Source organism: Cereibacter changlensis JA139 (assembly GCF_003034985.1).
Lineage (GTDB): Bacteria > Pseudomonadota > Alphaproteobacteria > Rhodobacterales > Rhodobacteraceae > Cereibacter > Cereibacter changlensis.
On sequence record NZ_PZKG01000005.1, the window covers coordinates 1 to 15,604 of the forward strand.

Below are 15,604 nucleotides of genomic sequence, written 5' to 3' on the forward strand. Positions count from 1 at the left end.
CCTGCCGCCCTCCGCTGGGACCTGCGAACAAGGGGGCCGGAGCGATCCGGCCCCTTCCTAGTGGAGGCAGGAACAGAGCGCGGAACCCTGCGTTGAGAAGGCCCCAACCCGGAGCCTCCGATGATCCAAGAGCCCATCCGCTTCCACCACGGGCTGGAAAGCCCCGACGAGTCCGAGCCGCAGGTGACGGCCGACCTGATCGCGGCGCTGCAGCAGATCCTCGAGACCACCTCGGAAGATTACGGCCATGCCGTGCGCGCCGTCCATGCCAAGAGCCACGGGCTGATCGAAGCCGAACTGACGGTGCTCGACGGCCTCGCCCCCGAATATGCGCAGGGGCTCTTCGCCACGGCCGGCACGCATCCGGCGGTGATCCGGCTTTCGACCAATCCGGGCGACCTTCTGGCCGACAGCATCTCGGTGCCGCGCGGGCTGGCGCTGAAGGTGCTCAAGGCGGAGGGCGAACGCCTGCCGGGCGCCGAGGGCGACACGCAGGATTTCGTCATGGTCAACGGCCCCGTCTTCGTGGCGCCGGATGCCGAGACCTTCCTCGGCAGTCTCAAGCTGCTGGCCAAGACCACCGACCGCGCCGAATGGGCCAAGAAGGCGCTTTCCGCCGTGTTGCGCGGCGCCGAGCGGGTGATCGAGGCCGCGGGCGGCGAGAGCGCCACGCTCAAGACCATGGGCGGTGCGCCTAACGTGCATCCCCTTGGCGAGCGCTACTTCACCCAGACCGCCTATCGCTACGGCGATCATGTGGCCAAGCTGTCGCTGGTTCCGGTCTCGGCCAGTCTGACCCGGCATGGCGGCGAGCGGATCGAGGTGGACGGGCGGCATGACGCGATCCGCGAGGATGTCGACCGGGCGATGCGCGAGGGGCCCGCGGAATGGGAACTGCGCGTGCAGCTCTGCCGCGACGCCGAAGCGATGCCGATCGAAGACCCGACCGTGCTCTGGGACGAGGCGGAAAGCCCCTTCGTCACCGTGGCCCGCCTGCGCGCCGAGGCCCAGCCGGGCTGGAGCGAAGATCGCGCGGAACGCATCGACGAGGCCATGCGTTTCTCGCCCTGGACAGGGCTCGAGGCGCACCGCCCGCTCGGTTCGGTGAACCGGGTGCGCAAGGCGACCTACGAGGCATCGGCGGATTTCCGGTCCCGCTTCAACCGCTGCCCGATGCACGAGCCCAGCCAATTGGCCGGATGATCCGGCAATTTGAAAGGAAGACCATGCAGCTCAGCAAGAAGACCATCGCCATCCTCATCGCCCCGCGCGGCACCGAGGAACCCGAATTCACCGCGCCGAAAAAGGCGCTGGAAGAGGCCGGGGCCACCGTGGTCGTCGTCGGCCTGAAGGCGGGTGAGGCGGAGACGGTGAACGGCGACCTCGATCCGGGCGGCAAGTACCGCGTCGACAAGACCGTCTCGGAGGTTTCGGCCGAGGAGTTCGACGGGCTGGTGATCCCCGGCGGGTCGGTCGGGGCCGACAGGCTGCGCGCCGACACGGCGACGGTGCAGCTGATCCACGCCTTCTTCGCCCAGGGCAAGCCGGTGGGGGCGATCTGCCATGCGCCCTGGACGCTGGTCGAGGCCGATGTGCTGAAGGGGCGGATGCTGACCTCCTACCCTTCGGTGAAGACCGACATCCGTAACGCCGGCGGGACCTGGGTCGATCAGGAGGTGGTCACCGATCAGGGCCTCGTCACCAGCCGCACGCCGAAGGATCTGCCGGCCTTCTGCGCCAAGCTGATCGAGGAGTTCGGCGAGGGCAAGCACAGGGGCCAGGCCCGCAGCGCCTGATCGCGGCGCCTGAACAGGTAGCGGAAGGGCGGCAGGTCACACCCGCCGCCCTTTTCACATCAGATGAACGGCTTGCCGCCGGTCACGGCGACAGTCGCGCCCGAGGTGTAGCTCGACCCCGGATCGGCCAGCATCACATAGGCCGAGGCCAGCTCGGCCGGTTGCCCGGGCCGCTTCATCGGCACCTGCATGCCGAAGTTTGACACCTTCTCTCCCGGCATGGTTGAGGGGATCAGCGGCGTCCAGATCGGCCCCGGCGCCACGCAATTGGCCCGGATGCCCTTTTCCGCCAGGAACTGCGCCAGCCCGCCGGTGAAGTTCTGGATCGCGCCCTTGGTCGTGGCATAGGCCAGCAGGCTCGGGCTCGGGCTGTCGGCATTGATCGAGGTGGTGTTGATGATCGAGCTGCCGGGCTTCATATGCGGAACGGCGGCCTTGGTCAGGTAGAACATCGCATGGATGTTGACCCGGAAGGTCAGCTCCCATTCCTCGTCGGAAATGTCGCCGACGTCGCCGAAGGTCGCCTGATGCGCGGCGTTGTTCACCAGGATGTCGATGCCGCCCAGTTCCTCCACCGCGCGGTCGATGATGGCGCGGCAATGGCTGGCGTGCTGGATGTCGCCGCTGACCAGCACGGCCTTGCGGCCGGCCTCCTCGACGAGCCGCGCGGTTTCCGCCGCATCCTTGTCCTCGGAGAGGTAGGAGATCAGCACGTCGGCCCCCTCGCGGGCGAAGGCGATGGCGACGGCGCGGCCGATGCCGCTGTCGGCGCCGGTGATCACCGCCTTCAGTCCGGAAAGCCTGCCGGAGCCCTTGTAGCTGTGCTCGCCATGGTCGGGGCGCGGCTGCATCGCGTCGGTGGCGCCGGGCATGGATTGCTGCTGTTCGCCGAAGGGCGGGGTGGGATGGTCGGTCATGGGGGTTCTCCTTGGTTGCGGGTCAGAACCAGCGGGGCCGGAGCATGTTCCAGCCGTCGGCGGGACGGCGCCGGGAACGCGAAGGCCCGCCGGGGGTTGGGAAGGCGGCAATCCGGAGGTCAGCCTTGCAGGTCTTTCCCACCTTCCTCGTCTCGTTCGGCCTCGCGCTCTATGCCGCGGCGATGACCTTGCTGCACATCCTGCCCGTGCCGCACCTGCTGCTTCTGGCCGGGGCCGGCGGGCTGGCCTGGTTCTGCCTGCTGGTCAGCATCGTGCCCATCGTCGAATGGACGCGCGAGCGGCTGCGCGGCTGATCCGGTCGGCGCGTTCCACCGCCGCTGCGCCGGCGGGCAGAGGACGCCCGGAGGCGCTGCATTTCTGCGCAGGCGGTGGTCCGGAAAGATAATTGTATTTGTCCACTAAATTTCGTTGAAAAACGAATGCGTCTGTTCCAGCCTCACGGGCAGGGGACTCGCGACACCATGTCGCGGCGCGAAGGGGACGGCATGAACATCCACGACACGTCGACGGCGGCGACGCATATCGACCATGTCGATCTCGACGTGCTGGAGAATGTGCTCAGCTTCTACATCCGCGTGCTGGACACTTCGGTGTCGCGCGATCTGGACGAGCGGCTGAAGAACCTCGAGGTCGCCAAGGGCAAGGGCAAGATCACCGCGCTGTTCCTGATCGACAGCCATCCCGGCATCCGGCCCTCGGTAGTGGCCGATCTGGCGATGCGCGACCGCTCGGCGATGGGCCGCATCCTCGACACGCTGGAGCAGCAGGGGCTGATCTTCCGCAAGGCCTCGCAGGAGGACAGCCGGGCGCAGGAGCTTTACATCACGCCGAAGGGGGCGGCGCTGGCGGTGAAGGTGCGCGAGATCGCCGTGCAGCAGTCGGAAGATTTTTTCGACAAGATCATCCCGCGCGACGAGCAGGAGGTGATGATGGGTATCCTGAAACGGGCCTACCGGCGGCTGCGGGAGAACCGGACATGATCGACAGGCGCGTGGCGCTGATCTCGGGCGCGAGCCGCGGCATCGGCGCCGCCATCGGCGAACGGCTGGTGCAGGAGGGCTGGGCGGTCTCGCTGGGAATGCGCCGGCCGCAGCAGCCGGTCTGGGGACTGGAGGCGCATCTGCAGGCCTATGAGGCGACCGGCGCGGAGGCAGAGGCCGACTGGGTCGCGGCGGCGCTGGAGCGCTTCGGCCGGATCGACGCGGTGGTGGCCAATGCCGGCATCATGCTGCCGAAATCGGTGATCAAGGCCAGCGGCGACGAGATGCGGGCGATGCTGGAGGTCAACGTGCTGGCGCCGCAGCGGCTGGCGCAGGCGGCCTGGCCGGCGCTGAAAGCCAGTGGCCGGGGCAGGGTGGCGATCCTCGCCTCGCTGTCGGGCAAGCGGGTGAAATCCGCCCGGGCCGGGGCCTATGCCATGTCGAAATTTGCGGCCGTCGCCTTGGCGCATGGGCTGCGGCACGAAGGCTTCGAGCACGGCATCCGCGCCACGGCGATCTGCCCCGGCTTCGTCGCCACCGACATGGGCACATCGCTCAGCGACCGCCCGGCGGAGGCGATGACCGACCCTGCGGATCTCGCCCGGATCGTGGCGATGATCCTCGACCTGCCGAACGAGGCGAGCGTCGCCGAATTCGCGGTGAACTGTCAGCTTGAGGAGAGTTTCTGATGCCCGGCCCCTATGTCGTTCCCGTCCATGGCGATGCCGACCTGCCGCGCGAGGTCGATGTCGTGGTGATCGGCGGCGGCATCATCGGCTGCTCCACCGCGCTCGAACTGGTGGAGAGCGGGCTGCGGGTCGCGCTTTGCGAGAAGGGCGGCATCGGCCGCGAGCAATCCAGCCGCAACTGGGGCTGGGTGCGGATCTCGCGCCGCGACCCGCGCGAGGTGCCGCTGATGGCGGAGGCGTTGCGCATCTGGTCGGGGCTCGACGCGCGATTGGGGCGCGACACAGGATATCGCCGGGCGGGGATCATGTTCACCTGCGCCGACGATCTGCAATTCGCGCAGCACGAGACCTGGAACCGGCATCTGGAGGGCTACCAGCTTGACAGCCGGATGCTGTCGGGGCGCGAGTTCAAGGAGATGTTTCCCGACAGCAACCTGCAGCTGAAGGGCGCGCTCTACACCGCCGCCGATGGGCGGGCCGAGCCGCAGAAGGCGGCCCCGGCCATCGCCGAGGCGGCGCGGGACAAGGGCGCGCATGTGCTGACCGAATGCGCGGTACGCGGGATCGAGACCTCGGGCGGCCGGATCAGCGGCGTGGTGACCGAGCGCGGCCCGATCGCCTGCAGCTCCGTCGTGCTGGCGGGGGGCGCGTGGTCGAGCCTCTTTGCCGGGAACCTCGGCATCGACTTCCCGCAGCTGAAGGTGATGAACTCGGTCCTCAGGACGAAACCGCTGGAGGGCGGGCCGGAGCAGGCGATCTGGCACAGCGACTTCGCCATCCGCAAGCGGCAGGACGGCGGCTATACCGTGGCTTCCGGGCACGAGAACATCGTCAACATCGTGCCGAAATCCTTCCGCTACGCCAAGGCCTTCCTGCCCGCGCTGCGCAAGGAGTGGCGCTCGCTGAACTTCCGCCTCGGGCTGCGCTTCGTCGACGAGGCGCGCATCGCCGACCGCTGGCAGATGGACGAGCCGAGCCCCTTCGAATACAACCGCGTGCTCGACCCAGTGCCGAGCAAGGCCTTGTCGAACAAGGCGCTGGCCGCCGCCTGCCGCGCTTTCCCGGCCTTCGCCAAGGCCGAGATCGCGCAACGCTGGGCCGGCTACATCGACGTGACGCCGGACGCCGTGCCGGTGATCTCGGCCATCGACCGGGTGCCGGGGTTCTTCATGGCCTCGGGCTTCTCCGGCCACGGCTTTGGCATCGGCCCGGCGGCGGGGCGGCTGATGGCCGACCTCGTCACCAACCGCACGCCGCTGGTCGATCCGACGGCCTTCCGCTTCAACCGTTTCACCGACGGCTCGAAGATCGAGCTGATCAGCGGGTTCTGACCCGCACCCCGGTCCGGCAACGCCCGGACCGGCTCACCCGGACAGCGGCCAACAGAAGCCGCATCCAATCCACCGCAAGACAGGGAAAACCAAGATGACCGAAGCCACCCGTTTCACCCCGACGCGCCGGCAGGCCTTGCTCCTGATGGGCGCGGCCGGCGTCACCACGCTGGTCCCCTCGCTGTCCGGCCTCGGCGCCGCGCGCGCGCAGGAGACCCCGAGCGGACAGATCGTCGTCGGCTTCTCGCAGGAGCCGACGGTGTTCAACCCGCACCTGCTGCATATCGAGGTCGACGAGGGCGTGCATTACGCCGTCTTCGATCCGCTGTTCGACGTGGACCCGGAGGGCAACTTCTATCCGCTGCTGGCGACCGAGGTTCCGACGGTCGAGAACGGCGGCATCTCGGCGGACGGGCTGAGCTGGAAGGTCACGCTGCGCGACGACGTGACATGGCATGACGGCACGCCCTTCACCGCCGAGGACGTGAAATTCACCCTGGAGCTGATGGTCGATCCCGATTTCCGCAGCTGGCGCCGCACCGGGCACGAGCATGTGCAGGAGCTGACCGTGGTCTCGCCGACCGAGATCACCTGGAAGATGGCCAAGCCCTTCGCCCCTTATGCCTCGATCCTGGCCTCGACCTTCATCGTTCCGAAGCACGCCTTCGACGGCGTGGCCGACAAGAACGAGGCTCCGTTCAACTCGGCCCCGATCGGCACGGGGGCATTCAAGTGGAAGGAGCGGGTCGCGGGCGACCATATCGAGCTGGAGGCCAACACGGAGTATTTCGGCGACGGTCCCTATCTGGAACGGCTGGTGCTGAAATACATCCCCGACCTGACCGTGCTCTACACCCAGTTCAAGACCGGCGACATCGACGTGGCCGGGCTGCAGTGGATCACCCCGGACAATTACGAAGAGGCGCAGACCCTCGAGGGCAAGGAGGTGCAGGTCGTCGGCACCGCCACCTTCGAGTCGCTGACCTTCAACATGGAGCGGCCCCAGTTCCAGGACCTGAAGGTGCGTCAGGCGCTGTATCACGCGCTGGACAAGCAGGCGATCATCGACGCGCTCTACTACGGCGTGCCGCAGCCGACCGAGACCTACATGCCGAAGGAGTCGTTCTACTACAACGCCGACCTGCCGAAGCACGAGTATGACCCGGAAAAGGCCAAGGCGCTGCTGGACGAGGCGGGCTGGGCGCCGGGCGCCGACGGCATCCGCGAAAAGGACGGGGTGCGGCTGGCCTTCACCAACTCCACCACCTCGGGCAACCACCTGCGCGAGCAGGCGCAGCAGTTCTTCCAGCAGTCGTTCAAGGACATCGGGGTGGAGATGACCATCTCCAACCTGCCGCCCGCCGTCATGTGGGGCGACTACTGGATGCTGTCGCAGTTCGACTCGGTCGTCGTGGGGCTGAACACGCTGACCGGGCCGGACCCGGACACCTCGGATTATTTCATGTCCACCTCCTCCGCCGCCAAGGGCGGGGCCGGGCAGAACACCTGGGTCTACCAGAACCCCGAGGTCGATGCGCTGCTGAAGCAGGGCGGCGAGCTGGTGTCGCCCGAGGAACGCCGCCCGATCTACCTGAAGATCCAGGAGATCATGCGCGCCGACCTGCCGTTCCTGCCGATCTTCCAATACGCGACGATCCGCGGCTGGAAAGAGGGCGTTACCGGCTACGAGGCCAACATCAACAACCGCATCGACACTTGGAACGTCCGCAGCTGGCGTTGGGCCTGACGCGGACCGTCCCGCGCGCCGGCTGACCCCCGGCGCGACCCTGCGCAGCCTCTGCCGCTCCCGCGGAGGCTGCGCCCCCTGACTGCGAGGTGCCCCCGTGATCCGCTATCTTCTGCTGCGCTTCTGGCAGAGCATCGTGCTTCTGTTCATCGTCTCGCTCATCGGCTTCATGGTGCTGAACCTCGCGCCGGGCGGACCCTTGTCGCAATACACGCTGACCCCCGGCATGACCAAGGAGGCGCTGGACCGCATCGCCGAGCAGATGGGGCTGAACCGGCCGCTGCCGATCCAGTATCTCGACTGGCTCTGGAACATGGTGCAGGGCGACTGGGGCAACTCCTACCGCGATGGCCGCCCGGTGCTGGAGGTGATCAACCGCCATCTCTTCGCCACGCTCCTGCTGATGGGCAGCTCCACCCTGATCTCGGTGGTGATCGGCACCTGGATCGGCATCCGCAGCGCGCTGCGCGCCGGCACGGTCTTCGACTATGCCACGACGGTCGCGGCCATGGTCGCGCTGTCGATCCCGACCTTCTGGTTCGGGCTGATCGCGATCTACACCTTCTCGCTCTGGCTCGGCTGGCTGCCGGCGGGCAACATGTACACCGTCGGCAACGGCTCGCTCGGCGATTACGCCATCCACCTCATCATGCCGAGCATGGTGCTGGCCTTGGTCAACGTGGCGGTCTGGAGCCGCTACATGCGCTCGGCCACGCTCGACGTGATGAGCCAGGACTTCGTGCGCACCGCGAAGGCCAAGGGTCTGGCCCCGCGCCGGGTGCTGATGAAGCACATCGTCGGCAATGCGCTGGTGCCGATGATCACGCTGGCCGGGCTGCAGCTGCCGACGCTGCTGGGCGGGGCGTTGGTGACCGAGACGGTCTTCACCTGGCCGGGAATGGGGCGGCTGTTCCTCGATGGCCTTGGCTATAACGACTACCCGGTGGTGATGGGCCTGCTGATGTTCTCGGCCATCCTCGTGCTGGTCGGCAACCTCGCCGCCGACCTGCTGGTCGCGCTCGTCGATCCCCGCATCCGCCTGGACTGAAAGGAGGCCCGCCATGACCGCCGCTGCCCTCTCCGCCCCCCGCCCGCGCTGGTGGCGCTCGCGCACCGTCCGGCGCTTCACCCGCAACAAGCTGGCGATGGTGGGTGTCATCCTGATCCTCGGGCTGACGCTGGCCTGCTTCGTCGGGCCCTACCTCTTGCCCTTCGACGAACTCTTCATCGACCTGCGCGCCCGGTTCGCGCCGCCGGGCACCGGGGCGCATATCTTCGGCACCGATCCTTTGGGCCGCGACATCGCCGCGCGGCTGTTCCAAGCCGGGCAGATCTCGCTCTTGGTGGGGTTCTTCGCCATGCTGATGTCAACGGTGGTTGGCACCGTCGTGGGCGTGGTTGCGGGTTATACCGGCGGCTGGCTCGGTGCGGCGCTGATGCGCGTGGTCGACGCCTTCCTGTCCTTCCCCTCGATCTTCCTGCTGCTGGCGCTGGCGGCCTTCGTCAATCCCAGCCCAATCATGATCACCATCATCATCGCCGTCACCAGCTGGATGGAGGTCGCCCGCATCGTCGAGGCCGAGGTCCGCTCGCTGCGCGACCGCGACTTCGTCATGGCGGCGCGGATGCTGGGCCTGTCGAAGACCCAGATCATGTTCCGCGAGCTGCTGCCGAACGTGATCGGCCCGATCATCGTCGCCGCCACCCTGACCGTGGCGCGGGCGATCCTGCTGGAGGCCTATATCTCCTTCCTCGGCTACGGCATCCAGCCGCCGCTGCCGAGCTGGGGCAACATGCTGAACGGGGCGCAGCAATATCTCGACAAGGCGCCCTGGCTCGCCATCGTGCCAGGCGTGGCGATCACCATGGCGGTGGCCGGGTTCAACTTCATCGGCGACGGGCTGCGCGACGCGCTGGATGCCCGTTCGGACCAGAGGTGAGGCGATGACGCGGTTCTCCCACTTCGACGCGACGCTCTGGTATGCCACCGCCGCGCCGCCCGCGCCGACCGAGCCGCTGCGGGACGCCGTGGAGGCGGATGTCTGCATCGTCGGCGGCGGTTATGCCGGGCTGACCACCGCGCTGGAGCTGGCGAAGGCCGGAACGCGCGCGGTGCTGCTGGAGCGCGAGGAGATCGGCTTCGGCGGCTCGGGGCGCAATGCCGGCCATTGCACGCCGACCTTCACCCATTACAGCTTGGGCGAGCTGCGCAGCATCCTGGGCGCGCCCTGGGCCGAGCGGCTGATCCGCAGGCAAACCCGGGCGAACGACCGGGCGGGGCAGATGATCCGCGACTACCAGATCAGCTGCGAATGGGTGCAGAACGGTTACGTCATGGGGGCGCTGCGCCCGAACCAGATCGCCGCGTTGACCGAGAAGGCGCAGAGCTACAACGCCGTCGGCGCGCGGACCCGCGTGCTCGACCGCGACGAGGTGGCCGAGGTGACCGGCAGCCCGCGCTTCTATGGCGGCTGGCTGCATGAGGAGGCGGGCCACCTCAACCCGCTCGGCTATGCCCGCGGTCTTGCCCGTGCGGTGATGCAGGAGGGCGGGGTGATCCATACCCGCTCCGCCGTCACCGGCTGCGCCCGGCGCGGCGCGGGCTGGGAGGTGACGACGGCCGAGGGCAGGGTGCGGGCCGAGCGGGTGATCTTCACCACGGGGGCCTATACGGTCGGCGGCTGGCCCCGGCTGGAGGAGAGCTTCCGCATCCAGCGGGTCTTCGTTGCCGCGACGCAGCCGCTCGACCCCGAGACCCGGGCGGCGGTGCTGCCGCGCAACACCACGATCCACGACGGGCGGGGCGACATCTTCGTCTACAAATATGATGCCGAGGGCCGGATCGTCGCCTCGATGTTCCCGATGGGGCGGCGCGGCGGCGATCTGGCCTATACGAGGCAGGTGATGGCCGACCGGCTGCGTTGGCTGCATCCGCAGATCGGCGAGCAGATCCGCTGGGACTACCTGTGGTTCGGCGAGCTGGACATGCAGCAGCGCACCGTGCCGCGGCTCTATGGGCTTGCGCCGGGCGTGGTGGCGCTGACCGGGCTTTCGGGGCGCGGCGTGCCGACCGGGACCATGCTGGGCGGCATCCTGTCCGACTGGGCGCTCGGCATGCCCGAAGCCGATCTCGACCTGCGGGTCGAGCCTTTGCACCGCGCGCCGCTGTGGATGAGCGTCGTCCCTGCGCTGAAGCTGCGGCAGATGCGGCTTTCCGACAACCTCGCCGCGCGCCGCTCCGGCGCGCCCCTGCCTCCCCATGCCTGAAGGACCGATCATGAGCCTCATCACCCATGTCTCCGCCAATGAGACCCTAGCCCCCGGCCTCGACTCCGAGGAAGGCGCCAAGTCCTTCCGCCGCCTGATCTGGGAAGACAACGGCGCGGCGGAGACCGCGACCAAGGTCGCCGTCTGGATCGCCGAGCCGGGCGTCTATCCCTATCCGCCGCGCGATCTGGAGGAGACATTCGTCGTGCTGGAGGGCGAGGCGCTGTGCAGCCTCGGCGGGTCGGAGCCCGAGAAGATCGGCCCCGGCTCCATCGTCCGCGTGCCGAAGGGCGTGGCCCCCTGGCTCAAGGTGCTCACCCCGTTCCGCAAGCTGGCCACCGTCGTGCCGAAGCCCTGAGGAGACCGCGATGACCGATGCCCCCTTCGATGCCGTCCTCTCCGTGCGTGACCTGACCGTCAGCCTGCCCAAGGAGATGGAGCGGCTGCATGCGGTCGAGGGCATCAGCTTCGACCTGCGGCGCGGCGAGATCCTCTGCATCATCGGCGAGTCGGGGTCGGGGAAATCGGTCACGGCCAGCACGGTGATGGGACTGCTGCCGCCGGTGATGCGGCCCTCGGGCGGCAGCATCCTGTTCAACGGGACGGATCTTCTGACCATGCCGGAGCGGCAGCGGCGGGCGTTGCGCGGCAAGTCGTTGTCGATGATCTTTCAGGACCCGCTGTCGGCGCTGAACCCGCTGATGACGGTGGGGGCGCAGATCGACGAGGTGCTGGTGGCGCATGGCTGGACCGACCGGGCCAAGCGGGACGCGAAGGTGCTGGAGCTTCTGGGCGAGGTGGGACTGCCCGACCCGCCGCTGATGCGGCTGCAATATCCGTTCCGCCTGTCGGGCGGCCAGCGGCAGCGGGTGATGATCGCCATCGCCCTGGCGCTCGACCCCGAGGTGCTGATCGCCGACGAGCCGACCACCGCGCTCGACGTGACGACGCAAGCGCAGATACTCGAACTGATCCGCGCCATCCAGCGCCGCAAGGGGATGAGCGTCATGTTCATCACCCATGACTTCGGCGTGGTCGCCGATATCGCCGACCGGGTGATCGTCATGGAGAAGGGCCATCTGGTGGAACAGGGGCCTGCGGCGCAGGTGCTGACGGCGCCGACGCATCCCTACACCCGGCGGCTGATCGCCGCCGTGCCGCGTCTGCGCGACACCGACCGCGCCGCCGAGACCGAGGCCCCGGTGGTGCTGCAGGTCGAGGGGCTGCACAAGACCTACCGCAGCGCCGGCAGCTTCTTCGGCAAGCCGCGCGAGGTGCAGGCGGTGAAGGACGTGAGCTTCACCCTGCGGCGCGGTCAGACGCTGGGGGTGGTGGGCGAGAGCGGGTCGGGCAAGTCGTCGATGGGGCGCATCCTGATGAAGCTGACCCCGGCGGACGAGGGCCGCATCCTGCTCGACGGCACCGACATCCTGCCCCTGACCGAGGCGCAGATGCGGCCCTTCCGCCCGCGGATCCAGATGGTGTTCCAGGACCCCTATGCCTCGTTGAATCCGCGCCAGACGGTCGGGACCTCGCTCACCGTTGGGCCGGTGGCGCAGGGCATGGCGCGGGCCGAGGCGCGGCGGAAGGCGCAGGCGATCCTGGCGCAGGTCGGGCTGGACCCGGCAGCCTATGACCGCTTCCCGCACGAGTTCTCCGGCGGCCAGCGCCAGCGCGTCGGCATCGCCCGGGCGCTGATGTTCGATCCCGAGATCATCGTGGCCGATGAAGCCGTCTCGGCGCTGGATGTCTCGATCCAGGCGCAGATCCTCGAACTGCTGGCGCGGGTGCAGGCGGAGCGGCATCTGGCGCTGGTCTTCATCACCCACGACCTGAGGGTGGCGAGCCAGATCTGCGACGAGGTGCTGGTGATGCATCGCGGCGCGGTGGTGGAAGCGGGGCCGCCGGCGCGGATCTTCCGCGACCCGCAGCAGGCCTATACCCGCCAGCTGGTCGAGGCGATCCCCGGCAGCCATTGGGAAAGCGCCGCCTGAGGGCTCAGCCCAGCGGGCCGAAGCGCCAGATCGCCAGGGGGAGGGCCGACAGCAGCACCAGCGCGGCCAGCACCAGCCGGCCGTCGCGGGTCAGCAGGCCGGTGGCGAAGATCGCGATCACCGCCGAGGCGATGCTGCCGGAGGTCGGCACCACCTCCATCACCGGCATGAGCAGCGCCACCCCGAGGATCAGCACCATCGGCAGCCAGAGCCAGGGCCGGTGCAGCAGGATGTGGAAACGGGGCCTGGCGAAGCGCTCGACGAAGCGCACCGGCCGGCGCATCCAGCCGATCGCCGTGCCCAGCCGGTCGGAGGGGATCTCGCGCCGCAGGATGAAGCCGGGCAGCCAGAGCGACTTGCGCCCGACCATCATCTGCACCACGACGATGGCGACGATCAGCCCGACGCTGGCGGTGAGCCCGGGGATGGCGCTGGCCGGAGAGGTGCAGATCAGCGAGAAGACCAGCATGACCGAGGCGAAGGAATGCTGCCCCAATGCCTGGACGATGTCGTCCACCGACACGCTGTCGCCGCCCAACGTGTGCTCGATCTGGTCGAGCACCTCGCTGAGCGCGCCGGTCTTCTGATCCGCCCCGTCCGCCGCCGTCGCCGGGTCCGTTCCGGTGCTCCGATCCGTCATCATGCCTCGCTTTCCGGTCAGTGAACGACCGGAAAGCCGAGACTGTTCCGCCTCAGTCGATCAGCCGCTCGATCCGCGACAGGTCGCGGACGGCGCCGCGCGCGGCGTTGGTGGTCATCGCCGCATAGGCGCGCAGCGCCGTGGAGACCTTGCGCTTGCGCGTCGCGGGCTTCCAGGCCTTGTCGCCCTTGGCCAGCATCGCCGCCCGGCGCGCCTCGAGCACGTCGTCGGCCACCGCGAGATGCAGCTTGCGCGTCGGGATGTCGATCTCGATCCGGTCACCTTCCTCGATCAGCGCGATCAGCCCGCCCTCGGCGGCCTCGGGCGAGACATGGCCGATGGACAGCCCCGCCGTGCCGCCCGAGAAGCGCCCGTCGGTCAGGAGCGCGCAGGCCTTGCCCAGCCCTTTCGACTTCAGGTAGCTGGTCGGGTAGAGCATCTCCTGCATCCCCGGCCCTCCGCGCGGCCCCTCGTAGCGGATCACCACCACGTCGCCCGCCTTGATGCCGTTGCCGAGGATCGCCGCCACCGCCGCATCCTGGCTCTCGAACACCCGCGCCGGACCGGCGAAGACGAGGATCGACGGATCGACGCCCGCCGTCTTCACGATGGCGCCTTCCAGCGCGACGTTGCCCGACAGCACCGCCAGACCGCCATCCTTGGAGAAGGCGTGTTCGGCGTCGCGGATCACGCCGCCGCTGCGGTCGGTGTCGACGCTGTCATAGCGGCGCGACTGGCTGAAGGCGACCTGCGTCGGCACGCCGCCGGGCGCGGCGCGGAAGAAATCATGCACCATCGGACTGTCGGTGCGCTTCACGTCCCAGCGGGCCAGCGCCTCGGCCAGCGAGGCGGAATGCACCATCGGCAGATCGGTGGTCAGAAGGCCGGCACGGTCGAGCTCGCCCAGGATGCCCATGATGCCGCCGGCGCGGTGCACGTCTTCCATGTGAACGTCGGCTTTGGAGGGCGCGACCTTGCAGAGGCAGGGTACGCGGCGCGACAGGCGGTCGATGTCCTCCATGGTGAAGGGCACGCCGCCTTCCTCGGCAGCGGCCAGGAGGTGCAGCACGGTGTTGGTGGAGCCGCCCATGGCGATGTCGAGCGACATGGCATTCTCGAAAGCGGCGAAATTGGCGATGGCGCGCGGCAGCACGCTGGCGTCGTCCTGTTCGTAGTGGCGGCGGCAGAGATCGACGATCAGATGCCCCGCCTCGACGAAGAGCCGCTTGCGGTCGGCGTGCGTCGCCAGCGTCGAGCCGTTGCCGGGCAGCGACAGGCCCAGAGCCTCGGTCAGGCAGTTCATCGAATTGGCGGTGAACATGCCCGAGCAGGAGCCGCAGGTCGGGCAGGCGGAGCGTTCGATGGTCTTCACATCCTCGTCGCTGATCGAGTCGTCGGCGGCGGCGACCATGGCGTCGACCAGATCGAGCGCGACCTCCTTGCCCTTCAGCACGACCTTGCCCGCCTCCATCGGCCCGCCCGAGACGAAGACGCAGGGGATGTTCAGCCGCATCGCCGCCATCAGCATGCCGGGGGTGATCTTGTCGCAGTTGGAGATGCAGACCATCGCGTCGGCGCAATGCGCGTTCACCATGTATTCGACGCTGTCGGCGATGATCTCGCGCGAGGGCAGCGAGTAGAGCATGCCGTCATGGCCCATGGCGATGCCGTCATCGACGGCGATGGTGTTGAACTCCTTGGCGACGCCGCCGGCCTGCTCGATCTCGCGGGCGACGAGCTGACCCATGTCCTTCAGGTGCACGTGGCCCGGGACGAACTGGGTGAAGGAGTTCACCACGGCGATGATCGGCTTGCCGAAATCGCTGTCCTTCATCCCGGTCGCGCGCCAGAGCCCGCGGGCGCCGGCCATGTTGCGGCCGTGGGTGGTGGTGCGCGAACGATAGGCTGGCATGGTCTTCTCCCGGATTGATGACCTTGGTCTTGTGCTGCGCCGGGCCCGGTTTTGCAAGGCGCGCAGGGGAAAAACCCTTGTGAGGCAGGGGGTGGAGGGGCGTTTCACGCGAAGGGTTGACGCTGCGGCATCCTGCCACGGCTGCCGGAATGGGCGCGGTAATACTTAATATACCGTCTCAATTTTCACGGATAAACCTATGGATTATATACTATAAAGTCCGTCATCAAGGCGAAGCCTTCGGAGCTCCATCGCTGCATTAGCTTAATGGGCCAATATATTGCTTTATAGTTTATTTATGCATCTTCTA

The 15,604-nt window shown here is 68.1% G+C and carries 15 protein-coding genes; 12 read left to right on the forward strand and 3 right to left on the reverse strand.

Annotation, left to right across the window (positions count from 1 at the left end; all coding sequences use genetic code 11):
- The first annotated feature begins 120 nt into the window (after positions 1-120).
- Together C5F48_RS01955 and C5F48_RS01960 are read left to right on the forward strand one after the other, a co-directional pair.
- On the forward strand, positions 121-1,203 hold the full coding sequence (locus C5F48_RS01955) for a catalase family protein (RefSeq protein WP_245941480.1): 1,083 nt from the start codon (positions 121-123) through the stop codon (positions 1,201-1,203).
- 23 nt (positions 1,204-1,226) lie between these two features.
- Positions 1,227-1,796 carry a type 1 glutamine amidotransferase domain-containing protein gene (locus tag C5F48_RS01960; RefSeq protein WP_107662225.1) on the forward strand — a complete coding sequence of 190 codons (570 nt, stop codon included), beginning with the start codon at positions 1,227-1,229 and terminating at the stop codon, positions 1,794-1,796.
- A 59-nt stretch (positions 1,797-1,855) separates the two neighbouring features.
- Here the strand turns inward: C5F48_RS01960 and C5F48_RS01965 are convergent, their stop codons facing one another.
- Entirely contained in the window at positions 1,856-2,713 is an 858-nt protein-coding gene (locus C5F48_RS01965; RefSeq protein WP_107662226.1) for an SDR family oxidoreductase, read from the reverse strand.
- Between the two features lie 125 nt (positions 2,714-2,838).
- Between C5F48_RS01965 and C5F48_RS01970 the strand changes: the two genes are divergently transcribed.
- From C5F48_RS01970 to C5F48_RS02015, 10 genes are all read left to right on the forward strand, one after another.
- A complete protein-coding gene (locus C5F48_RS01970; RefSeq protein WP_107662227.1) occupies positions 2,839-3,027 on the forward strand; it encodes a hypothetical protein in 189 nt (62 codons plus the stop codon).
- 192 nt (positions 3,028-3,219) lie between these two features.
- Positions 3,220-3,714: a MarR family winged helix-turn-helix transcriptional regulator gene (locus C5F48_RS01975; protein ID WP_107662228.1), complete on the forward strand. Its 495-nt coding sequence runs from the start codon at positions 3,220-3,222 to the stop codon at positions 3,712-3,714.
- Positions 3,711-4,403: an SDR family NAD(P)-dependent oxidoreductase gene (locus C5F48_RS01980; protein WP_107662229.1), complete on the forward strand. Its 693-nt coding sequence runs from the start codon at positions 3,711-3,713 to the stop codon at positions 4,401-4,403. The genes C5F48_RS01975 and C5F48_RS01980 overlap by 4 nt, the downstream gene beginning before the upstream one ends.
- The gene (locus C5F48_RS01985) at positions 4,403-5,734 is read left to right on the forward strand and encodes an NAD(P)/FAD-dependent oxidoreductase (RefSeq protein ID WP_107662230.1); all 1,332 of its coding nucleotides are present in this window, start codon (positions 4,403-4,405) and stop codon (positions 5,732-5,734) included. The genes C5F48_RS01980 and C5F48_RS01985 overlap by 1 nt, the downstream gene beginning before the upstream one ends.
- A gap of 94 nt (positions 5,735-5,828) precedes the next feature.
- Positions 5,829-7,481, forward strand: a complete 1,653-nt coding sequence (locus C5F48_RS01990) for a peptide ABC transporter substrate-binding protein (protein WP_107662231.1) — start codon at positions 5,829-5,831, stop codon at positions 7,479-7,481.
- Between the two features lie 97 nt (positions 7,482-7,578).
- Positions 7,579-8,529, forward strand: a complete 951-nt coding sequence (locus tag C5F48_RS01995) for an ABC transporter permease (protein WP_107662232.1) — start codon at positions 7,579-7,581, stop codon at positions 8,527-8,529.
- 13 nt (positions 8,530-8,542) lie between these two features.
- Positions 8,543-9,421: an ABC transporter permease gene (locus tag C5F48_RS02000; RefSeq protein ID WP_107662233.1), complete on the forward strand. Its 879-nt coding sequence runs from the start codon at positions 8,543-8,545 to the stop codon at positions 9,419-9,421.
- A 4-nt stretch (positions 9,422-9,425) separates the two neighbouring features.
- On the forward strand, positions 9,426-10,748 hold the full coding sequence (locus C5F48_RS02005) for an NAD(P)/FAD-dependent oxidoreductase (RefSeq protein WP_107662234.1): 1,323 nt from the start codon (positions 9,426-9,428) through the stop codon (positions 10,746-10,748).
- Positions 10,749-10,758: 10 nt separating this feature from the next.
- The gene (locus C5F48_RS02010) at positions 10,759-11,106 is read left to right on the forward strand and encodes a cupin domain-containing protein (RefSeq protein ID WP_107662235.1); all 348 of its coding nucleotides are present in this window, start codon (positions 10,759-10,761) and stop codon (positions 11,104-11,106) included.
- Positions 11,107-11,116: 10 nt separating this feature from the next.
- Positions 11,117-12,742, forward strand: a complete 1,626-nt coding sequence (locus C5F48_RS02015) for an ABC transporter ATP-binding protein (RefSeq protein ID WP_107662236.1) — start codon at positions 11,117-11,119, stop codon at positions 12,740-12,742.
- Positions 12,743-12,746: 4 nt separating this feature from the next.
- Here the strand turns inward: C5F48_RS02015 and C5F48_RS02020 are convergent, their stop codons facing one another.
- Together C5F48_RS02020 and ilvD are read right to left on the reverse strand one after the other, a co-directional pair.
- The gene (locus C5F48_RS02020; RefSeq protein WP_245941479.1) at positions 12,747-13,385 is read right to left on the reverse strand and encodes an exopolysaccharide biosynthesis protein; all 639 of its coding nucleotides are present in this window, start codon (positions 13,383-13,385) and stop codon (positions 12,747-12,749) included.
- A 49-nt stretch (positions 13,386-13,434) separates the two neighbouring features.
- Positions 13,435-15,294: a dihydroxy-acid dehydratase gene (ilvD, locus tag C5F48_RS02025; protein WP_107662237.1), complete on the reverse strand. Its 1,860-nt coding sequence runs from the start codon at positions 15,292-15,294 to the stop codon at positions 13,435-13,437.
- Between the last annotated feature and the right edge of the window lie 310 nt (positions 15,295-15,604).